Origin of the sequence: Streptosporangium sp. G11, assembly GCF_051192615.1 — a bacterium.
In the GTDB taxonomy this organism is placed as follows: domain Bacteria; phylum Actinomycetota; class Actinomycetes; order Streptosporangiales; family Streptosporangiaceae; genus Streptosporangium.
Window position 1 is genome coordinate 15,795 of record NZ_JBPJUQ010000037.1, and the last position, 20,878, is coordinate 36,672.

Genomic DNA, 20,878 nt, shown 5'->3' on the forward strand with positions numbered 1-20,878 from the left:
GCTGCCCGCCTCGTCCGTGTCGGTGCGCCCGGACCGGTACGCCGGGGCACACCAGAATGGTGAGGGGCGACGCGGGGGGCGCGCGTCCGGCTCGGGTCGCATCTTGGCGGGCAGGCACGAGCAGGTGGTACGACCTCGGACGGACGCGCATGTCTGACCGTGGGCAGATGCCGAGTGATCCGTTGAGGCGATAACTTCGCGTCACGGAGTGGCGGCGGATCGGTGGAAACCATCTCCGGCCGGGCCGCCGCTCGCCGTGCGGGTGATGTCCTCGGCGGCGACGCCGAACGTCTCATCGGATGACGGAGTGCCGCACTTGAAGTAGTGGAGGGCGTTGGACCGCAGGCCGTCGGGCTGGTTGATCTCGATCTGGATCGCGTGGTCACGCGAGTCCGGCACCCATTCCCACGTGACGGTCTCCAGCACGGCCCGGTGGACGTCGCCGCGTTTGGCGGGCACGGCGAGCGTCTTCCACTCCTGGGCGCCGACGAGGCGGTACTCGATCGTCTGCGCGCTCGCGGGCAGCCCCTCGAAGTAGCCGTGGACGTCGAAGGTGACCGGGCACTTCGACGCGGTGGTGCGCTCGAAGGCGATGTCCAGCTTGCTCACCAGGTTCGTCGCGGCGGACGAGGCGGCCTGTGGCCGAGGCGGGGGACACGTGCGGGTCGCGGCTCACCGCGTCAGCCGGTGCGGTCGAGCCGGACGCCGTCGTCGTACGCCTCGCGGGCGTCGAGCAACTCGTCCCAGTGCTCCTGCGTCCAAGCGCAGGCGATCGCCATCGGTCCGAGCACGCTGTGGCCGAGTGGAGTCAGCTCGTACTCGACACGCGGGGTGGCGCCGGCGTGGACGGTGCGCTTGACCAGCCCGTCCCGTTCGAGGGAACGCAGTGACCGGGTGAGGACCTTGGGAGCGACGCGGCTCAGCGGCACACGCAGTTCGGAGAACCGGCGCGGCCCGTGTTCGAGGCAGCGGATGATGAGCGCCGCCCACTTGTCGCCGAACCGGATCGGATTGAGCGAGGACGGGCACAGCTCGTCGAACATGTCGGCGGGCAGGGGGTCCCTCATGGCCTCACGATAGCCGGTATCCCAGAGGTAACCGCAGTCCTCGATAGCGTCCGTGAAGCGGCCGGGCGGATGGGATCCGGCCCCGGTGAGAGGTGGTTCGCCATGAACATCGTGGTCTTCGACGCGGGTGGCGGCGCCGGTGGGCGGGTCGTCGCCGAGGCGCGCCGGCGTGGGCACCGGGTCACCGCTGTGGTGCGTGACCCCGCGGGCCACAGTGATCCGGCCGACGCGCGGATGGTGGCGGGCGACTTCGACCATGCCGGCACGCGCACCGGCCGGTACCGGATCGCCGATCATGCGGACCCGGCCGGCAGGATCACGTACGCGGACTTCGCGATGGCGCTGCTCGACGAGATCGGGGCCCCTCGCCGCCACCGCGCCGCCGTCAGCATCCGGGAGGCATGATGTCCGAGATCCACGACAGCCCGAATCCCTGGATCGCCGAGCACATCCGTCGTTTCCGGGAGACCGGCGGCCGACCCCGGCCGGGCGTGAACGATCTGCTGCTGACGACCCGAGGCCGGAAAACCGGCGAACTGCGCCGCACCGCGCTGGTCTACGGACTCGACGGCGACCGCTACGTCCTGGTGGCCTCCAACCGTGGCGCGGACCGTCATCCAGCCTGGTATCTCAACCTGATCGCCGATCCGTGTGTCACCGTGCAGGTCGGTACGGAGACCTTCGCCGCGCGAGCGCGTCCCGCCGCGGCTGCGGAGCGTCCGCCCCTATGGCACCTGATGGTGTCGGCGAGGCCGGAGTACGCGGCCTACCAGGAGCAGACCACCCGTGAGATCCCCGTGGTTCTCCTGGAACGCCTGTAACGACCGCGGGGGTACTCCATGGTGCGCTGCCCGGGATCGCGATCCCCGTTCGGTCGCCGCGGGAGGTCGTCCATCGTGGTCTCTTCGTTGAGGGGGCGCGGCACGGTCCAGGGGAGGCCGTGCTCCAGCCACCGATGCCGTTCGAAGAAACTTCGGCAGCGGTCGATCGCATGATCATTGTGGCGAAGGTCAAGCCGCGTGATGAAGGCCCGGTTTCAGATCACGGAGCCGGGCCCTCCGTTACGCCGCCGGTCAGGTTCACCGGTCCTGGTCGGGCAGCCTGAGCCACATGTCGGGCGGTCCGACGATCGCCCGGGCGTCGAGCAGCCGCAAGCCCGCGCCGGCGCAGCAGTGGGCCACGGGCTGGTGGCGGTAGAGGTAGGCGGCGAGGACCTTCTCGGCCGGTTCGTCGCCGTACACGCCACCGCCGGGGTGGGTGTCTCCCTCCTCGAGGACGCCGTCGCGAACGACGCTTCCGTGGACACCGCCCTTGGGGTTGTTGTACATCCCGTAGCAGACGGTGCCCGCCGACAGGCGCTCGGTGATGCCGGAACCATACGGGGCGTATCCCCACGGCTGGCTGACGACGCATCCGCCGGGCACATCCGTGACGCCGACGACGGTCAAACCGTCGACCAGGCGCGCCGGGAGGTTCTCGATGATCGATGCGACGTCGTCGTCATCGGCCGGTACGGCCTCCAGTCGCCGTACCGCCTCGGCGGCGCCGATGCCGGCCACGCAGGCCAGGCCCAGCGCGTAGTAGTCGATGTCTCCAAGGACGGTGATCAACCGCCTGGCCTCCGTCACGGCCGCGATCTCACCGGCGGACAGGCCGGGCTGCCCGGACGGGACGGTGAACAGATCAGGGGTGGGACCGGCCAGGCTGAGCCGTCCGGGCGACCAGCCGTTCATCATCGGCCGCCACGGGTCCGCCCCGGCGGCGACCAGGACGCGGGCGTTGTCCGGGCGGTTGCCGAAGACGGCCGTCCAGAGCGCCGTACGGCCGGGATACTCCGTGTCATCGTCGCCGATGGCGTCGACATCGCCGACGAGCCGGGCCAGCTCCGCGACCTCCTCCGGCGAGCCGGTCTCGGCCGCGTCGTGCAACATCGCCTCGTCGGCGTATTCGTCCGAGGCCGGATCCGCGCCCGTATCGGACCGGGTGCGGATGGGGGTGGAGTCCGTCCGGCCGTCCCGGCCGGTGTCGGACGATCCGGATCCGTCGGCGGCCATGGCACTCCTTGAGAGGACTTACGGGATGCCGATCATGGCGTACAAGGCCGACAGTTTCGGCCGATGTCCGGGAGAGCGTGACAAGCGGTTGGGGCCGGAACCGTGCCAAGCCGGGAGCGAGCAGCATGACGCGTTGGCCCCCGCCCCCATGCTCGGCGCCGGCCGGCGCGTCGGCCGGTTCCCCGTCAGATCAGGAGCAGGGTCTTACCCAGGGCACCGCGCGACTCGATCAGGGCGTGCGCGTCCGCGGCGCGTTCCAGCGGGAAGGTCTGCCCGATGATCGGCCGGATCCGGCCCGCCACCGCTTCCGACATCACCCGCTCGGCCCATCGCCCCATCCGTGGCCCGAAGCCGAAGAGCTGCTCGATCCCGATCACCTCGATCTCGCGCCGTCGTGCCCGCGCGGGGTCGATCACCGTGACCTGGCCGCTGGAGGCACCGTGGACGGAGAAGCGGCCGCCGTCCGCCGTCACCTCGAACGCGGCCCGGCCGATCTCCCCGCCGACCCCGTCGAACACCACGTCGGGGCCCGTGCCGCCGGTCGCCTCGCGTACCTGGTCCGTCCAGTCCGGATCGGAGTAGTCGACCGCGACCTCCGCGCCCAGATCGCGAGCCAGCTCCAGCTTCCGCGCGCCGCGTGCGGCTCCGATGACCCGGGCGCCGGCCGCCCGCGCCAGTTGCACCAGCAGGCTGCCGACACCGCCGCCCGCCGCCTCGACCAGCACCCACTCCCCAGGACGAATCCGGGCCCCCTCGACCAGGCCCAACGCGGTGCTGCCGTCGGTGTGCAGGGCGACGGCCTCGGGCAGCCCCAGCCCTTCCGGCACCGGGACCAGGTCCTCCACGGCGGCCACCGCACGCTCGGCGAAGCCGCCGCCCTCCCCGGTGCCGGCGATGACACGCCGTCCGGACCAGCCCGGATCCACGTCCTCCCCGAGCGAACCCACCCGGCCCGCCACCGTACCGCCCGGCACGTACGGCAGCTCGGGCCTGCTGTGCCACCTGTCGACGCCACGCCGGATCTGCGTCTCGACGAACGTGATGCCCGCGACGGATACGTCGACCACCACCTGGCCGGGTCCGGCGACCGGCTCCGGTGCCTCGCCCGGAACCAGCACCTCGGGATCTCCGAAACTCGTGACCTTCACTACTCGCACGTCAGTCGCTCTCTCGCACTTGGCTGTCCGACACCGGCGCGGAGCAGTCTCCAACCTCAACCACGATCGAGGTCAAGCGGTCGTGAGTCACGTCCCCCGAACTCGCCGCAGCCGCCTGTTGCGTCGGCCTGGCCTCGACCTGGCGTCGGCCGGGCGCAGGCCCGCTCCGGCGCGGCAGTAGGCCACGGTCGTCATCCTTCGCGCCAGCCTCCGTCTCGCGGAAACCACGGCCCAGGACGGGCTGATCCGCCGGTTTCACCGGACAGCACATGGTCGACCGCCGCCACGAGCAGTCGCGCTCTGTCGGTACCGGTGGGCCCCACTCGCATCCTGCCGGCCTCCCCGGCCCGGTGGTCCCGATCAATGCGACTCACAACCGCGTCCCCGAATTCCTCCGGTGTCCGCAAGCCGCCCAGGACCTCCTCACAGACATCCTCATCGAGAAAGTCGTCCCTGGCGATGACGGGTAGTCCCGCGAGGGCGGCCTCCCACACCGTGATTCCCTGCGTCTCCGTAACGGAGGCGGTGGCGAAGACATCGACTCGACGGTAGAGGTCCGACAGTGTTCGACGCTCCACGGGGCCGGCCACGAGAAGGTTCGCTCCCAAGCGCACTCGCGCCGTACGCAGTCGAAGCCACGTTCTGGGGTCTTCGCACGGGCCCACAAGGATGAGGGTCGCTTGTGGCCGGCGCTCTACGACGTGCCCGAACGCCTCCACAAGGAAATCGATTCCCTTCTCCCGGCTCAGACGGCCGACATAGACGATGCGGCTTCCCTCCGAAGTGGCTTCGATGGACTCGACCAGCTCCTCCGGTGGTGTTTCTCCCCTCAACTCTGATTCTTCGACGCCGGTGGGCAACACGAAAACAGGCCGCTCGGCTTCCAGGCCCTTCAGGTAGGAAGCGGTTCTGGCGGACGGGGCGACCACCAGGTCAGCGGCATCGGCCACGTACGCGAGGATTTCCCGGATGACACCGGACCTGCCGGCGCCGGCTGCCTTCCTCGTCAAGTCGCGGCACAACCGAACACCTCCTCCTCTCAGGACGACGTATGCGGGAAGTATGAACAGCCACGCCAGTCGATATTTGTTGAGGTAGGACTCGAAATCCGTATGCCAGGAGAGCGCGACAGGCAATTCCAGCCGACGCGATGCGCGCAGAGAGGCCACCCCGATAGAGCCGATGGTCTGAACGGAGATGAAATCCGGTCCGAAAACACGAATGATTCGGGTGATGCTTCTCGCGGAGGCCAGGGAGAGTGGATATCCGTCCAACGGCGTCCTGAACGACGACACGCACCACCTCTGCGTGCCTGTTTCGTCCACCTCGTACCCTGAGCGCCGCCCCGGAAAGACCACTCCCACATCATGGCCTGCGGAAACGAGGCCGTGAATCAGGGAGTCGACGGAGACCGCCACCCCGTCCATCCTCGGCGAAAACGAATCCGTAACGATGAGGACGCGCATTCCAGGCTCCAGTTAATGCGAAGCATCCGTATGTCGCCCCGTCCAGGACGATGGTCGTCGAGTCTACAATGCGTAAAGGCCGGATCATGTATTTTCCCCATGCGTATTCGAAACTCTTGGGGCACGAAAGGCGGTATCGGTCCACAGTGAACGGTCTCGCCGACAGGCCGCCCGGCAAGGGTGCGACGCGTCCACGGACGGCCTCTCAAGTACTCCTCACGCGGGTTACAAGAATGTGTCCTTGTGGAGAACGTTGGCTTGACGGACACCGGCGTTGTTCGAGGGGAAACCGAAAGCCTGCCGCGGTCGGGCCGCCCCGTTGCCCGCGATCAGGAGCCGGATCACCATCCCCTGTGGCTCGCGGCCGGGCGGGGACCGGCGTCGGCCCGGGCCAGGTGTTTCACATTGTTTTCCTGAAGAGGAGTGGTCACACCTACGCGTTGCATTCACGCCATGCGTTCCCGCGACTCCACAATGCGAACGGTGAAGCACCGGTGGTCACCACCGCCTGGAGCATCCTTGCGAACGGGTCGGTAAAAGGCCCTTGGGTTCCTGGCCGAAAACCCGGCATATGGCTCAGGCGGGGACGGGCTCCTGGTCAGGATCGTCAAAGGGGGGATAGTTTTCGCCGGCCATTCGATCAGCCGCGTCAATGTAGTCGGCAAGAGCGGCGCGGGATTGAGCGAGCCTGCCCATCTGATCGTCCAGGCGCTGCAGCCGTGACCGCATCGCGGCCAGCAACTCGGGACACCCGAGCAGCTCCGGGACCTCTCCGACCGCACAGGGCAGCAGGTACGCGATGTCCTCGGAGGACAAACCGGCACCAAGCAGGTGCCGAATCTGTTTCACCCGCAGCACGGCGGTCTCGTCGTACTCGCGGTAACCGTTCGCGCCGCGGTCTGCCTTCAGCAGGCCCTGGGCCTCGTAGTAGCGCAACTGATGGGCGTTGACGCCCGCCCGACGACTCAATTCCCCGATATGCATCGAAACCTCACTTGACCTTCACACCGGTATCAACGTTGACGATGCTGCCATGAACCGCAAAACCGATACACCCGTGACAGTCATCGGACTCGGGCTGATGGGCCAGGCGCTCGCCGGCGCGTTTTTGAAAGCCGGGCATCCCACAACCGTGTGGAACCGCACAACCTCCAAGGCCGACCAACTGGTGGCCAAGGGTGCACGACTGGCGCCAACGGTTGGCGACGCGATCAAGGCGGGTTCCCTGACGATCGTCTGCGTCACCGATTACCAGGCCGTGCACGAGCTGCTCGGCACGAGCGATATCGAGCTGGACGGCACGATGGTGGTCAACCTGACCTCGGGCGACTCGGCCCAGGCCCGGGAAGCCGCCCAATGGGCCGGGCAGCGCGGCGCCCGTTACCTGGACGGCGCCATCATGGCCATCCCGTCGGCGATCGGGACCGCCGAGGCGGTGATTCTGCACAGCGGGCCGCAGCCTGACTCCGAGGCGCACAAGTCAACGCTCGATGCGCTCGGCACCGTCACCTACCTCGGCGCGGACCACGGGCTGGCGTCCCTGTACGACGTGGCCGGCCTGGCCATGATGTGGAGCGTCCTGAACGCCTGGCTCCAGGGCACCGCCCTGGTCAGGACGGCCGGTGTCGACGCCGCGACGTATGCGCCGTTCGCGCGGCAGATCGCTGCCGGTGTGGCCGAATGGCTGCCCGGGTACGCCGAGCAGATCGACAGCGGCTCCTTCCCGGCCGAGGTGTCGGCCCTGGAGACCGACGCGCGGGCGATGGCACACCTGATCGAGGAGAGCGAGGCGGTGGGTGTCAACGCCGAACTGCCGAAGCTGATCAAGGCGATGGCCGACCGCTCGATCGCCGCCGGACACGGTGGGGAGCAGTATTCCGTGCTGATCGAGGAGTTCGGCAAACCCCGCAACGACTGACCGATCCCGACACCGGGATCTCGGCGGCCTCGGCGAAGTCGACATCGACGCGGGCAGCGGGAAGGCGCGGCTGTCCTGTCGTCGGGTCGCCAAGCTGTTCGAGGCCGCCACCGGCGGCTGGACACCGCACCGACTCCGACACTCGGCGCGGTTCAGCCCCGGTGATTCGATGGTTGTCAGAGGGTGAGGTGGCGGGGGTGGGTGATCTCCTGGGCCGTGGTGGCCGCCACTTCCATACGGGCCAGGGGGTCGGCGTCGGCGAGGGTGTCGAATGACAGCCGGGTGAGGTCTTCGATGCGCCGGATCGGGACCTGGTAGGTCTTGTAGGCGCCGTAGGAGAACTCGGCGGGGGCGGTTTCCAGGCCGTCGATGAGGTGGTCTTGGCTGAGCAGGTAGCCGGTGGCCGACAGCTCACCGTTCTGTTTGGTCATCGCCACGACTTTCCAGTATTGGCGGGGCAGCTGGACGCCGCGGTAGGGGTCGTCGTCGGAGGCCAGGACCGGGCCGGTGAAGACGGTGGCTTTCAGGTCGAGGGTGTCGGCGTTGTCCAGGATGTAGTCCTCCAGCCCGGCCCAGGTGGTCTGGTTCTGGTTGAAGTCCTTGTGCTGCGGGGTGCAGTTGGTGAAGTGGAAGGTGTCGTCGTTGCCGAACTTGGCCACCATGTGGCTGGCCCCCCACGCCGGGTCCAGGCGGCGGACCAGGTGGCCGCGGTCCAGGGGGTTGTCGCGGTAGACCTCTTCTCCGGCCTGCTCACTCTTAGAGAGGCGGGGGTCGAAGATCCAGCGGTCGGGGTCGCGGCGGATACGCAGGCTGGTCGCGCCGTCGATGTTGACCGCGGTGAAGAAGGCCAGCCGCCGCTGCCGGTTCATCACCACGCTGAAGTGGTGATAGTCCAGCACGTGCGCCTGCCCGTCGCCGGCGTGCCGGTTGAGCGCCGCCAGCGCGAGGAGATCGGGGGGCAGGGCGGGCAGCGGCACCCGATGCCCGCCCGGCAGGAAGTCCGGGTCATAGCCGCGGCGGCCAGCGTAGTCCGGATCGATCTGGATCGCCTCCGGCGCCGCTGCGGCCGGGCCGGTGGCGTCGACCGGTTCGCCGCGCAGCCGGATGTCGAAGGGGACGGTCAGCGTCAGCGTCAGCGGCACCTGCCCGGTGGTCGGCCGCGCCACCGGCTCGACCGGCTTCAGCTGTTCGGCGGGCTCGACGGGTCGGGTGAGCGACCGGTCGGCCGGAGCGGTCAGAGTCGCTGAGGTGGGCGGGAGGCTGATGCGTTCGGTGAACAACCGGTCGACCAGGGCCTGCTGGGCCGGTGGGAACGGCCGGCCGCGCAGGAAGGCCAGCAGCCGGCTGACCCGCACCCCTTCGTTGATGATGCCGCCGGACGCGTCGTGGTCGGGGGCGGGGACGCCGGCGTGGTGCAAAGCCACGATCTCCCACTGGTCGTTGAAGACCGGGGAGCCGGAGGACCCGGGCTCGGTGTCGGTTTGGTAGTGCAGGAACAACTCCAGGACATCGACGATCCGGTTCTCCCGCAGCGCGACCTGTTTCTTCTCTCCGCCCGGATGCTGGACGATCGTGACGAAGTCACCGACGATGGCCTTGCCCTCGGTGGCCACCAACCGGTTGAACCCGAACCGGGCCAGCTCGCCTATGCCGGCCTTCACCGCCACCAGCGCGAAGTCCAGCTCTTGGTCGGCGACGAAGAACCGGTCCGGATCCAGGGAGAAGCCCTGCAGTGGGAGTGGCCGTCCGTCGATGCCGTCCTGGTAGTCGAACTCCACGCCGCTGCGGCCGGCCGTAGTGGCGTTGGTGAGCACGTGGTGGTTGGTGAGCAGCAGGTCCGGGGAGACCAGCGATCCGGTGCCGTAGCCGGCCAGCCGCCCGCGCGCGTCACGGACGACCACCCGCCCGACCGCCCGCGCCGCCGCGGCCCCGCCTTCCAGGTAGCCGACAGGCAGCAGGTCGTTGGTTTGGATGATCCGCTCCAGCACCGCCGCCGCCGCTGTCACGGCCGCCGGTTGCGCTGTGGTGATCGCTGTGGGATCGATCGGGCGGATGTCTCGGTAGTGGCGGCTGAGCCGATCGATGCGGGCGGCCACCCGCACCGGCTCATCGGCGCGGGCGATGCCGCCCGGCTCGGCGAGCACGGCGATCTTCCACTGGCGCTGCTCACTCCTGTCGGCCACCCGCGTGGCCACATCCTCCTGCAACCCGGCGGGCGATACTTCGACCGAATCCATGCCCTGCCCCCATCCCGCCGCCCCGGCCGGCCCCGTCGCTTTCCTGGTGGGGGCGTTATTCCCCGACCGGTATCAGGTAATTCTCCCGGAAATGGGCCGGTTTCCTGCTGGCCGCCGCCCGTGCTGGCCGCCGCCCGTGCCGGCCGCTGCCCGTGCTGGCCGCCCCCTCGGATGCCGTCACCCAAACGAGCGCAGAGTGTCTTATTGGTGACAATGGGTATCTATGCTGGGTTCACGATGGGCTCGGGGGGTGCCCGATGGGCGGACTGGGCAGATATCCGATCGCGGCTGTCTTGCTGGCGCTGGCGGTCGCATGCGGGGAGAACACGCAGGTTCACATAACGCCCGACGATCCCCTTGTGCCGAAGAACGGTGGGGCCGACATCCCGCCGGCGGCGCTCGCCGTACTCAAAGAGTGCGACCAGGGGTTGCGGGCCGGTGATAACGAGGCATTGGCCAGGTCGATGGACAACGTCGCCAGGCAGGCCGACCCGGAGACCGCCGCGATCGGCAAAGGGTGCGCCGGCATCGCGAACATCAACGCCGGGCAGGTGTCCAAAGGTCTCGCGTACATACGCGCGGCGCAGGAGACGGACCCCACCCCGCCGTCGGTCGAGTGGACCAGCTTGATGATAAAGGCGCAGGTGGTCGGTTACACCGTCGAGGACAACGCAGCCGAGGTGCAGCGCGCCCTCTACATGCTCGCCCAGGTCGATCAGGGGGAGGCGGACAAGTCCGCCGAGATGTGTGAGGCCCTCAAGCGGGCGGGTTCGCGGTTGACCTGTAAGCCTTCTCAGCGGCCGGAGCCCTCTCGGGGTGGCTCACCGGAGGTCACCACCGCCCCACCGCCGAGTTCGCCCTCAGGTGAGCCGACTCCCGGCACCTCCTCCCCTGAGAAGCCCCCTGAGAAGCCCTCCGAGAAGCCCTCTGAGAAGCTCCCGGAACCGGAGCCGTCGCCCCCCGAACGATCATCTCCGGTGGAGCCACGCCCGGAGCCGCCACCGCCTGTGCCGGAACAGAGTTAAGAGGATCCAGGGAGCAGCGACGGTGAGCAGCCAGCCCGAAGCTCCGGAGCGGAACGACACCGAGGCGGGTTACACCGGCATGGGGGAGGCGTTCGAGAAGTTCGTCGTGCCGACCCTCATCACCGCGGTGCTGGTCTACTTCGGGGCGGTGCGCACCAACACCACCTACCGCGTGTTCGGCGTGGATCCGAGCGTCCTCGGTCTGTCGCCCCAGGACTACGTGTTCCGCAGCGTCGACACGGTGTTCGAGCCAGTGGTGTGGCTGCTGCTCGCGGTCGTGGCGTTGATGCCGTTGCACCACTTGCTCGTCTCGGTGCTGTCCGGCCGCCCCGCGGTGGCCCGCTGGGTCGCGTTGGGGACGGCGCTCGCCGGTGCGTTTCTGTGCGTGGCCGGAGTCCTGGGGGGAACCGACCTGGTGAGATACTCGCGCCTGCTCCCCGTCATTCCGATGAGCATAGGGCTCGGTGTGCTACTGCTCGGATACGCGAGCCATCTCAATGGCTTGACCGTTCATTGGCGGTTCTGGCCCCAGGCCGAGTCGCCGCTGCTCCGGCTGGTCAGACGAATGGCCTTCGTCGGTCTGCTCTTCGTCCTGTCGCTCTGGTCGTCCGCCACGTACATACATACGTATGGGCGGGACATGGCGATCGACCTGGTCGCGGATCCCAGGCGGCTACCGGGTGTGGTGGTCTACGCGCCGGAGCGGCTGCACATCGAGGGACCCGGCATCGTGGAGTCCCGGCTTCCGCAGTCAGCGGACAAAATCTCGCGGTACCGCTACCGGTACGACGGCCTGCGACTGCTCATTCATGCCAACAACCAGTACTTCCTCCTGCCGGCCTGCTGGACGGCGAACGGCCAGGCCCGGGCGATCGCGCTTCCTGACGACAGGTCCGTCCGGGTAGAGTTCTTCAAGATCACCGACCGGCACGCCAAGTGTGGATGACGCGGGTGGCGGCGCGAGGGGCGCACGGTGCCGGGTTGGCGATGCGTTGCGGCTCCCCGGTCGCCAACCACCTCACCATGGACAGCGCACCCGTGGCCGCCGGGATGCCGGCCGTTCGGCCGCGGGGTGGGCGGCTCGCTGCCGGGCGTCGGTCAGGTCGACCGCGGTGGGCCGGCTGGGCGCGCGCTGGTGGAGGCGGTCGAAGCGGGGGCGGGTGACCGATGGGGAGGTGCCTGCCGCCGGGCATTGGAAGACGCACGCCCTCCGCCTGGCGCCACTCTTCATGATCGATTGTAGGGTGAGGCGTTCGCTCCCATCCTCTCCGAACCCCCAGGAAGCGTCCCGTGTCACGTCGGCACCGTTCAGCCCTGCCCGCCCTGCTCGTCACCGGTCTGTACGGCGCCGCGCTGACGGTCGCCGTCGTCGTCGCCCTGATCTCCGGCGACCTCGGCCCGTTGTGGTGGCTGACGCTGTTCGCGACCGTGACCGAAGGCGTCGCGGCGACAGGGCAGAACCTGCTCCTCCTGGTCCTGGCCGGGCTGTCCTGGGCATGGGGGATCTGGCAGATCCTGCGCGGGCCGCCGGCGGGGCCGCCGCCCCAGCAGGACCGGAACACCCTGCGGTTGCGCGTGGCGCTCTACGTCGCGACGGCTACGATCTGGCTGCTCCACGTCACCACGTCGTCGACCTGGGCATATGCGACGGTGATCGACTCTGCGGTGATGTGGGTGATCGTGCTGCTGTTCATGCGGGTGCTGGGCGGCGACCGGCAGTACACGCGGGGCGCGGGGGTGCTGGGGTACGGCGGTTTCACCGTCATCGGCGTACTCGACCTCGTCGGCTGGTCCGTCCCGGATGAGGTGGAGTCGATTTGCGGCCTGGCCGGCCTGGTTTGGACGGTACTGGTCCTGCGAGCCCAGGGGGGCGACGACCGCTGGGGGACGGCGACCGTCGCGTACGGTATCGCCGCCCTGGCGTCGCCGATCTTTCTGGTACTGGCGGCATTGCCGTTCCCGGACGAGGGAAGCGCCGTCGAGGCTCTCGGTGTGGTCTCGAGCGTCCTGATGATGATCTGGCTGGCCCGCTCCGCCCACGACCTTGCCGCCCCGCGCCACCAACCGGCCGCCCAGACCACGTTGGGGGCATGAGCCGACGAGCGGTCATGTTGCCGGCTGGGCCGCTGCCCGCCGTCGCCGTCACAGTGAGATGGGGCCGAGGTCGGCGGCGGTCCGGGCCAGCGCGCGGATGGTCGGGCTGTCGGCGGTGGATCGCCATGTCAGGGCCCATTGGAGGGCGGGGGCGTCATGGAGGGGCAGGAAGACGACGCCGGGGGGCCTGTTGTAGCGGGCGGCGATTTCGCCCAGTGGGTGGACGCAGCGTCCGGAGGCGACCAGGGAGAGGATCTCGTGGAAGGTCCGCGCGATAGGCCCGCGTGGGACGCGGCGGCCGAGTGGCGTGCGCATGGGGACCATGGACGCGACCCAGTACTCGGGGGCTTCGGCGCCGAGGTCGACGACATGGTTGTCGGCGAGGTCCTCCAGGGACGCGGTGCCGCGACCGGCGAGCGGATGGTCCGCTGACACGGCCAGCACGCGACCTCCGGTGAACACGGTGGGGCCGACCGTGAGGTCTGGTTCGGCGACGGGCAGCCACGGGACGTTCACGTCATGCTCTCCGGTGCGCAGGGCGGTGAACGGGTCGCTGCCGCTGATAGTGTCTGGCGCGGGCCGCGGCCACCGCCGACGCCGCGGCGACGGCCACGAGCACGGGTTCGGGCAGCGTCGACTCGACGCCCACCGAACCGGACGCCGAGGCCATGGAGAGAAGGAAGACCGCCGCGCCGAGCGCCCACGGCGTGCTCCGCTCGATGATCCCGGCGTCGCCGTACGTCATGGTCAGAGGCTATAGGGCGACCCGGGCAACGCCCCCTACGAAAGTCGCGGGTGCCGGGTGACTTTCGCCGGGGACGGTACGGCCGTGTCGTGCCGCATGGTCGGGGACATGAGGAAGACAGCAATCGCGAGCGTGCTCGCGTTCTCCGCGCTCACCGGTATCGGTACGGCGGACGCCGCGGCGTCCGCCCCCGCGCCCGCCCTGCCCGCGCCGACGGGTGGCCACGCCGTCGGACGGTCGGTCATGCACCTGATCGACTCCAGCCGTCCCGACCCGTGGGTGGCCGACAGGAAGGCGCGCGAGCTGATGGTCTCGGTCTGGTATCCGGCGCGGAAGGCCGCGGGCCGACCGGCCCCGTACGTCACGCCTCAGGAGTCGGAGCTGATCATCAAGAGCGTGCCGCAGCTGAAGGACGTGCCGCCGGACACGCTCGCCAGGACGAAGACGTACGCCCGCGTCGACGCGCCCCCGCTGAGGCGGAAGGAAGGATGGCCGCTGGTGGTCTTGTCGCCCGGCATGACGTTGCCCCGCGCGACGATGACCTCGCTGGCCGAGGAATTCGCGAGCAGGGGATACCTGGTGACGGGCATCGAACACACCTACGAGTCCGTGGACACCACGTTCCCCGACGGCAGGACCGTCACGTTCGAGGCGGGCAAGGGCGGCCAGACCCCGGAGTTGGGGGCGAAGGTCGCCCGGGTCAGGGCCGCCGACACGACGTTCGTGCTGGACCGGCTTGAGAGGAGCGCGCACTGGAACCGGCTGATCGACGAGACCAGGATCGCGATGGTGGGGCATTCGGTCGGCGGTCAGAGCGCCGCGCATCTCCTGCCCGTGAGCCGGCGGATCAAGGCCGCGGTCAATCTGGACGGCTCCTACAACCCGCCGACGCCGGCGAAGCCCGTCGAGAAGCCGTTCATGATGATCGGCAACCCCAGGCAGGAGCCGGACAGCGGTGAGAGGAAGGGGTCCTGGGACCTGTTCTGGCCGCATGTGACCGGTGACCGGAAGCGCTGGCTCACCGTGACAGGCGCCGAACACATGAGCTTCATCGACTACGCGGTGCTCCAGCCTCAGCTCGGGATGCCGGGGTACCCGATCGACGGCGAGCGCTCCATAAAGATCACCCGCGCGTACGTCACCGCTTTCCTCGACCTGCATCTGAAGGGCAGGCATCAGCCGTTGCTGGACGGGCCGTCCAGCGGTTACCCCGAAGTGAGGTTCTGGTAGACGGCGGGCCGGGTTCGCCACGGCCTCCGTGATGGACATCCTTCGGGGGGCGAACCCGTGACCTCGGATGTCCGTCGAACCGATCGAGCCCGGCCCGGCGGAGGACATCCAACCTATCCCGTGCGGTCACGGTCTCCACGTGGTGGAGATGTGCGATCCGGATGTCCCGACGTGCGTTCGAGCCACGGTCGTCTCGTCCTGGCGACATCCGGGTCGATGGGTAGGTCCGATCACCAAGTCAAGAGACATCGGATGTGAAGCCTTGTTTCGGTGATATTTCCTTGTCTACCCCCCTTGTTGATCGGAGGAATTTGTGTGATCAAGTTCCCGCGCCCCAGACTGGGCATCGCACTGTTAGGTGTGGTCGCGATGCTCGCCGGTATGAACACGCCCATCTCGGCGCAGGCCCTGGCTCTGCCCGCGACCGACGATCTGACCCTGTGGTACAACTCGCCGGCCACCGACTGGGAGACACAGGCGCTGCCGATCGGTAACGGCCCCCTGGGCGCCAAACTCTTCGGCGGGGTGGCCTCCGAGCAGATCCAGTTCAACGAGAAGACGCTGTGGACCGGCGGTCCCGGCGCCTCCGGCGGCTACAACCACGGCAACTGGACCTCGCCCCGCCCGGGGGCCATCGACAACATGCAGGCGCAGATCGACCAGAGCGGCAGGATCGCGCCGCAGACCGTCGCCAACGCGCTCGGCCAGGGCAAGACCAACTTCGGCTCCTACCAGACCTTCGGCGACCTGTTCCTCGACTTCGCCAACCCGCCGTCGAGCACCACGGGGTACCGGCGCGAGCTGAGCCTGCGCGAGGCCGTGGCCAGGGTCGGCTACACGGCGGGCGGCGTCGAGTACACCCGCGAGTACTTCGCCAGCAACCCCGGCAACGTGATCGTGGCCCGGATCTCGGCCAACCAGACCGGCCGGGTGTCGTTCACGCTGCGGCACACCTCACCGCGTACCGACAAGACCGTGACCGCCTCGAACGGCCGGCTCGCCATCCGCGGCCAGCTCGCCAACAACGGCCTGCGGTTCGAGGCCCAGGTGCAGGTGGTCAACCAGGGCGGCACCCGGACGGACTCCGGAGACCGTGTCACCGTCTCCGGGGCCAACAGCGTGATGCTGGTGCTGTCGGCGGGCACCAACTACTCCGACGGCTACCCGGCCTACCGGGGCACCGACCCGCAGGCCGGGGTCACCTCGCGGGTGACCACGGCGGCGGCCAAGAGCTACGACGAGCTGAAGGCCGCGCACCTGGCCGACTACAAGAACCTGTTCGACCGGGTGAAGCTGAACATCGGCCAGACGAACCCGACCGTCCCGACGAACACGTTGCGCGGCAACTACACGGGCGGTTCCTCGGCCCAGGACCGGGCGCTGGAGGCGATGTTCTTCGCCTACGGCCGCTACCTGCTGATCTCCTCCTCGCGGGAGAACGACATCCTCCCGGCCAACCTCCAGGGCGTGTGGAACAACGTCACCAACCCACCCTGGGACGCCGACTACCACGTCAACATCAACCTCCAGATGAACTACTGGCCTGCCGAGCACCAACCTGCGCGAGACGACCAGGCCGTACGACAGGTACGTCGCGAGCATGGTCGCTCCAGGCCGGGTGACGGCCACCAACATGTACGGAGCCCGCGGTTGGGTGGTCAACAACGAGACCAACCCCTACGGCTTCACCGGCGTGCACAGCTACCCGCAGTCGTTCTGGTTCCCCGAGGCCGCCGCCTGGACGACCCAGCACATGTACGACAGCTACCGATTCAGCGGCGACGTGAACTACCTGCGCAACACCGCCTACCCGGCGATCAAGGGCGCGGCCGAGTTCTGGCTGGACTTCCTGCACACCGACCCGCGTGACGGCAAGCTCGTGGTCTCGCCCAGCTACTCGCCGGAGAACGGCGACTTCTCGGCGGGCGCCTCGATGTCCCAGCAGATCGTGCGCGAGGTGTTCACCAACGCGCTGGCCGCCGCCCGCACGCTGGGCGTGGACACCGCCTTCCAGAACGAGGTGAGCACCGCCCTGTCCCGGCTCGACCCGGGGCTGCGCATCGGACGCTGGGGCCAGCTTCAGGAGTGGAAGACCGACTGGGACTCCCAGACCGACACCCACCGGCACGTCTCCCACCTGTTCGCCCTGCACCCGGGCAACCAGATCCTCCCCGGCACCGCCGAGGCGGCGGCGGCCCGCGTCTCCCTGAACGCGCGCGGCGACGGCGGCACCGGCTGGTCCAAGGCCTGGAAGATCAATTTCTGGGCCCGGCTGCTCGACGGCACCCGCGCGCACAAGATGCTCAGCGAGCAGCTCAAGTCCTCCACGCTGGACAACCTGTGGGACACCCACCCGCCGTTCCAGATCGACGGCAACTTCGGCGCGACCTCCGGGGTCGCGGAGATGCTCGTGCAGAGCCAGCACGACACCGTGCACGTGCTGCCCGCGCTGCCGGCCGTGTGGCCGACCGGCTCGGTGACCGGTCTGCGCGCTCGGGGCGACGTCACCGTGGACACCACGTGGAAGTCCGGCGCGGCCGAGACGATCACCCTGCGCACCGGCAGGACGGCCCCGATCAAGGTCAGGACCGCCGCCGCCACCGGCACCTACCAGGTCAAGGACGAAACGGGCGCCACGGTCACCGCCACGCGCACCGGTGACACGCTGAGCTGGAACGCCACCGCAGGAAAGACGTACACGGTCACCTTCCAGTCGGGCGGCACCGGTGGCCAGACGGTGGAGGGTGAGGCGTTCACCTCGCAGTCGGGTGTGCAGCGGGCCGATCATCCGGGCGCCAGCGGTGGCGCTTCGGTGGGCTACATCGAGAACGGTGACTGGGCGGCGTACTCCGGGGTGAACACTGCCGGGTTGCGGACCTTCACCGCGCGGGTTTCCTCCGCCGGGTCAGGTGGGACGATCCAGATTCGGTCGGGGTCGGCCACCGGGACGTTGCTGGGGTCGGTGGCGGTGTCGCCGACGGGTGGCTGGGACACCTATGCGACGGTGTCCACGACGTTGAGCGGGTCGGCGTCGGGGCCGTTGTATCTGGTCTTCGTGGGTGGTGGCGGCAACCTGTTCGACGTCGACACCTTCACCGTCGCGACATGAGATGACACTGGTCCATCCCCGGGCCGGTGACCGCCCGGGGATGGCGCCGCCGGGCCGGCCAGGAGCTGCCGACACGATGAGCCGAGGCGACGCCGGCATCCGATCTCCTGCCGCGGCGACGGGTCGGATCGAGGTCCGTCCGGCCGTTCCGGCCGATCGCTCGCGGTGTGCGGCTCGGCGAGGACATCCTGGGGCCTGTCAGATCAAGAGCGGGGTCCTACCCGGGGCGCCGCGCGACCGGGGCGTGTTCCAACGGGAAGGTCCGCCCGGCGATCGGCACCGGCTGATCCCGGGAGACGACCTCTCCCGTTCCGGGAAGCGATCTTCAAGCGCCCGCCCCGTCTCAGGTCAGACCTACTCGTGAACACCCCGCGAGGGGCCGTTCTCGAGTAGGCCTCTGCCGGGGCGGGAGGTCGGCGACCACCCGTTCAGAGCCGGGAACGCGCGCGTTTCACGGGATCACGTGTAGAGGAAGTAATAGCGGTACCGGCTCTCCCACTTGCATGAATAGTCGTCCCACCAGCCCTGGTTGATGCCGTGGGTTCCGATCCGCTCGCACTCCGAGTGGTCCCTGAAGACGCCGGCCAGACTCTCAGCCTGCGCCGAAGTGGCGCCGATCGTCAGCGACGCTCCGAGGATCACGACGGCCGAGACGAGAACAGCGCGTACCTTTCGCATTCGTCCTCCTGTGACTGTGGAGATCATGACGGTGGACATTATCACTCACCGCGCGCCAGGAAAATTGTCATGTCCGAATCAGTCATGGGAAGGGACCGAAACTCCCGCCGACGTTGTCGTCTGAGGATGAACGTTTCACGGATGTTTACCGTCGGTAAATCCGGTTACCGCTTCCTGGGTCGTCTGTTCCCCGAGGTTCAGGCCGCTGTCCAATTCCAGACGCGGCGGCCTTCGAAGACCTCGTAGATGCGTATCCGACTTCCTGTGCATGCCATGGATGATCTGTGCTGCCTTCGTACCACATGATCTATAAAGTACGATTTATGCCACTTTTCCTGCTCGATAGAAGCGATATGAAGAAAACTTTGACCATCGTCACTTACGTGTCATATCGTCGCCCCGCCCATATCGATGTAAGCCGCGACACTCGAGCAGGACGTTGTTCTCGCAGGCGCTACGGTCGGCGTGTTGATCGCGGCTGCCCCGGCACAGGAGGAGACACGGACGGTCACCGGGGAAGCGGCGATCATCCGACCCGACCGGAGTCGCACCATGCAAGCTCGAATCCGCACGGCCATGATTGTCGGCATGGCGATGACCGTGCTGGCCGCCGTCGGTGTGTCAGCGACGTTCGCGCCACCGGCTCACGCCACGCAGGTGATCACTGATATCGCTTACGCGCCCGCACAACCGGCCGGTAGCAGGGGGCACCTACTGGACCTCCACCTGCCGTCCACCGGCATCACGCCCCGGCCTCTGCTGATCTGGCACACCGGCTCGGCCTGGACGAGCGACGACGGCAAGGCCGGCGCGGACGCGATCGCGAGCATCTTCAACCCCCTGGGCTTCGCGGTGGCCGGCGTCAGCGTCCGGTCCAGCGCCCAGGCGATCTTCCCGGCCCAGGTGCACGACATCAAGGCGGCCATCCGCTGGCTGCGCGCGAACGCCGCCACGTACCAGCTCGACCCCAATCGCTTCGCGATCATGGGCGACTCCTCGGGCGGCTGGCTGACGGAGATGGCCACCCTGTCCGGCGGAGTGGCGGCGATGGAGGGCACCGTCGGCACGACCGGCGTCTCCAGCGCCGTGCAGGTAGGACTCGCCTTCTACAGCCCGACCGACTTCCTGCAGATGAACGCGCAGAACCTGCCGACCGGCGGGCTCGACCACAACTCTCCCGCCTCCCCGGAATCCCTCCTGGTCGGCTGCCCGATCCAGACCTGCCCGGCCACGGTGGCCCAGGCCAATCCGATGACCTACGTCGACGCCAACGACCCGCCGCTGATGTTCCTGCACGGCCAGGCCGACTTCCTGGTACCGCACGGGCAGAGCGTCCTGCTCTACAACAGGATCAAGGCTCAGTGCGGCGACGCCACGTTCGTCTCGGTGCCCGCCGCGGACCACATGATGCCCCAGATCATGGACCCCGCCCAGTACGGCCTGCAGACCGTCCGCACCACCACCGACTGCGCCGAGACCGTCGGCACCGGCACGTTGAACCCCACCTGGGCCAACTTCGCGACCTTCCTGCGCAGCGGGCTCAAGATGGGCAACGCCTGCGAGGTCACCTACGCCACCGGTACCTGGAACGGCGCCTTCAACGGCAGTGCGACCATCAAGAACACCGGCACGACCCCCATCGACGGCTGGACCCTGACGTGGGCCTGGTCGGGCAACCAGCAGATCACGACAGCCTGGAACGCCACGGTGACCCAGGTCGGCAATCAGGTGACCGCCCGCGACGCCGGCCATAACTCCTACATCGGCCCCGGCTCCAGTCAGAGCCTCGGCTTCTCGGCGACCGCCACCGGGACGAACGGTATTCCGGCCCAGTTCAAGCTCAACAACATCGTCTGCACGAGAGTGCCCGCCTGAGACGACGTGCCGGGCCTGAGCCGAATGGCGACGGCCCGGCACCGTTCTCTCGTCGTCCGGATCCTCAAAATTGCATTCGGAGAACTGTGATGTGGAGCGGAAAGGCGCATTTCCAGAACTCGACACGTTCCGTTTAATTCTGATCACGGAATGTCGCCGACCGGGCCGCTCGCCTTCATATTGCTTTATCCGACGGTCCGCCCCTATTCTTGCCCCGGACGGC

Annotated in this window: 19 protein-coding genes and 1 pseudogene; 10 read left to right on the plus strand and 10 right to left on the minus strand. The window is 68.4% G+C overall.

What is annotated here, in order from left to right:
• Positions 1 to 201 precede the first annotated feature (201 nt).
• Together ACSDR0_RS28935 and ACSDR0_RS28940 are read right to left on the minus strand one after the other, a co-directional pair.
• Complete coding sequence (locus ACSDR0_RS28935; protein ID WP_435292057.1) at positions 202 to 609, minus strand: hypothetical protein; 408 nt, start codon at positions 607 to 609, stop codon at positions 202 to 204.
• Between the two features lie 71 nt (positions 610 to 680).
• Positions 681 to 1,067, minus strand: a complete 387-nt coding sequence (locus tag ACSDR0_RS28940; RefSeq protein ID WP_435292058.1) for a winged helix-turn-helix transcriptional regulator — start codon at positions 1,065 to 1,067, stop codon at positions 681 to 683.
• 102 nt (positions 1,068 to 1,169) lie between these two features.
• Between ACSDR0_RS28940 and ACSDR0_RS28945 the strand changes: the two genes are divergently transcribed.
• Both ACSDR0_RS28945 and ACSDR0_RS28950 read left to right on the plus strand, forming a co-directional pair.
• The gene (locus ACSDR0_RS28945; protein WP_435292059.1) at positions 1,170 to 1,472 is read left to right on the plus strand and encodes a hypothetical protein; all 303 of its coding nucleotides are present in this window, start codon (positions 1,170 to 1,172) and stop codon (positions 1,470 to 1,472) included.
• Positions 1,472 to 1,888, plus strand: coding sequence for a nitroreductase family deazaflavin-dependent oxidoreductase (locus tag ACSDR0_RS28950; RefSeq protein WP_435292060.1), 417 nt, complete (start codon positions 1,472 to 1,474; stop codon positions 1,886 to 1,888). The genes ACSDR0_RS28945 and ACSDR0_RS28950 overlap by 1 nt, the downstream gene beginning before the upstream one ends.
• A 258-nt stretch (positions 1,889 to 2,146) precedes the next feature.
• Here the strand turns inward: ACSDR0_RS28950 and ACSDR0_RS28955 are convergent, their stop codons facing one another.
• The 4 genes from ACSDR0_RS28955 to ACSDR0_RS28970 all read right to left on the minus strand — a co-directional run bounded on the left by ACSDR0_RS28955 (position 2,147) and on the right by ACSDR0_RS28970 (position 6,728).
• Positions 2,147 to 3,121, minus strand: coding sequence for an ankyrin repeat domain-containing protein (locus tag ACSDR0_RS28955; protein WP_435292061.1), 975 nt, complete (start codon positions 3,119 to 3,121; stop codon positions 2,147 to 2,149).
• A 185-nt stretch (positions 3,122 to 3,306) separates the two neighbouring features.
• Positions 3,307 to 4,278 carry a zinc-binding dehydrogenase gene (locus ACSDR0_RS28960; RefSeq protein WP_435292062.1) on the minus strand — a complete coding sequence of 324 codons (972 nt, stop codon included), beginning with the start codon at positions 4,276 to 4,278 and terminating at the stop codon, positions 3,307 to 3,309.
• 191 nt (positions 4,279 to 4,469) lie between these two features.
• Entirely contained in the window at positions 4,470 to 5,744 is a 1,275-nt protein-coding gene (locus ACSDR0_RS28965) for a glycosyltransferase (RefSeq protein WP_435292063.1), read from the minus strand.
• 576 nt (positions 5,745 to 6,320) lie between these two features.
• On the minus strand, positions 6,321 to 6,728 hold the full coding sequence (locus ACSDR0_RS28970; RefSeq protein ID WP_435292064.1) for a MerR family transcriptional regulator: 408 nt from the start codon (positions 6,726 to 6,728) through the stop codon (positions 6,321 to 6,323).
• Positions 6,729 to 6,777: 49 nt separating this feature from the next.
• Here ACSDR0_RS28970 and ACSDR0_RS28975 point away from each other — a divergent pair, with 49 nt between their 5' ends.
• Positions 6,778 to 7,662: an NAD(P)-dependent oxidoreductase gene (locus ACSDR0_RS28975; protein ID WP_435292065.1), complete on the plus strand. Its 885-nt coding sequence runs from the start codon at positions 6,778 to 6,780 to the stop codon at positions 7,660 to 7,662.
• 176 nt (positions 7,663 to 7,838) lie between these two features.
• Here the strand turns inward: ACSDR0_RS28975 and ACSDR0_RS28980 are convergent, their stop codons facing one another.
• On the minus strand, positions 7,839 to 9,899 hold the full coding sequence (locus tag ACSDR0_RS28980; protein WP_435292066.1) for a DNA/RNA non-specific endonuclease: 2,061 nt from the start codon (positions 9,897 to 9,899) through the stop codon (positions 7,839 to 7,841).
• A gap of 257 nt (positions 9,900 to 10,156) precedes the next feature.
• Here ACSDR0_RS28980 and ACSDR0_RS28985 point away from each other — a divergent pair, with 257 nt between their 5' ends.
• The 3 genes from ACSDR0_RS28985 to ACSDR0_RS28995 all read left to right on the plus strand — a co-directional run bounded on the left by ACSDR0_RS28985 (position 10,157) and on the right by ACSDR0_RS28995 (position 13,018).
• Positions 10,157 to 10,924: a hypothetical protein gene (locus ACSDR0_RS28985; protein ID WP_435292067.1), complete on the plus strand. Its 768-nt coding sequence runs from the start codon at positions 10,157 to 10,159 to the stop codon at positions 10,922 to 10,924.
• Positions 10,925 to 10,946: 22 nt separating this feature from the next.
• Entirely contained in the window at positions 10,947 to 11,870 is a 924-nt protein-coding gene (locus ACSDR0_RS28990) for a hypothetical protein (protein WP_435292068.1), read from the plus strand.
• Positions 11,871 to 12,214: 344 nt separating this feature from the next.
• On the plus strand, positions 12,215 to 13,018 hold the full coding sequence (locus tag ACSDR0_RS28995) for a hypothetical protein (RefSeq protein WP_435292069.1): 804 nt from the start codon (positions 12,215 to 12,217) through the stop codon (positions 13,016 to 13,018).
• Positions 13,019 to 13,066: 48 nt separating this feature from the next.
• Here ACSDR0_RS28995 and ACSDR0_RS29000 read toward each other — a convergent pair whose 3' ends face one another.
• Together ACSDR0_RS29000 and ACSDR0_RS29005 are read right to left on the minus strand one after the other, a co-directional pair.
• Positions 13,067 to 13,582, minus strand: a complete 516-nt coding sequence (locus ACSDR0_RS29000; RefSeq protein ID WP_435292128.1) for a LysR substrate-binding domain-containing protein — start codon at positions 13,580 to 13,582, stop codon at positions 13,067 to 13,069.
• On the minus strand, positions 13,536 to 13,763 hold the full coding sequence (locus ACSDR0_RS29005; RefSeq protein WP_435292070.1) for a hypothetical protein: 228 nt from the start codon (positions 13,761 to 13,763) through the stop codon (positions 13,536 to 13,538). Before ACSDR0_RS29005 ends, ACSDR0_RS29000 begins: the two co-directional genes overlap by 47 nt.
• Positions 13,764 to 13,871: 108 nt before the next feature.
• On the opposite strand from ACSDR0_RS29005, the gene ACSDR0_RS29010 reads away from it, so the two are divergent.
• The 3 genes and pseudogenes from ACSDR0_RS29010 to ACSDR0_RS29020 all read left to right on the plus strand — a co-directional run bounded on the left by ACSDR0_RS29010 (position 13,872) and on the right by ACSDR0_RS29020 (position 18,102).
• Complete coding sequence (locus tag ACSDR0_RS29010) at positions 13,872 to 14,993, plus strand: alpha/beta hydrolase family protein (protein ID WP_435292071.1); 1,122 nt, start codon at positions 13,872 to 13,874, stop codon at positions 14,991 to 14,993.
• A 381-nt stretch (positions 14,994 to 15,374) separates the two neighbouring features.
• Positions 15,375 to 17,343 (plus strand): annotated as a pseudogene (locus ACSDR0_RS29015) (glycoside hydrolase family 95 protein); the annotation flags it as partial.
• Between the two features lie 54 nt (positions 17,344 to 17,397).
• Positions 17,398 to 18,102 (plus strand): carbohydrate-binding protein, encoded by a 705-nt coding sequence (locus tag ACSDR0_RS29020; RefSeq protein WP_435292129.1) that lies wholly within the window; start codon positions 17,398 to 17,400, stop codon positions 18,100 to 18,102.
• A gap of 459 nt (positions 18,103 to 18,561) precedes the next feature.
• Here the strand turns inward: ACSDR0_RS29020 and ACSDR0_RS29025 are convergent, their stop codons facing one another.
• Positions 18,562 to 18,780 (minus strand): hypothetical protein, encoded by a 219-nt coding sequence (locus ACSDR0_RS29025; protein WP_435292072.1) that lies wholly within the window; start codon positions 18,778 to 18,780, stop codon positions 18,562 to 18,564.
• A 552-nt stretch (positions 18,781 to 19,332) separates the two neighbouring features.
• Between ACSDR0_RS29025 and ACSDR0_RS29030 the strand changes: the two genes are divergently transcribed.
• A complete protein-coding gene (locus ACSDR0_RS29030) occupies positions 19,333 to 20,655 on the plus strand; it encodes a cellulose binding domain-containing protein (protein WP_435292073.1) in 1,323 nt (440 codons plus the stop codon).
• Positions 20,656 to 20,878: the final 223 nt, after the last annotated feature.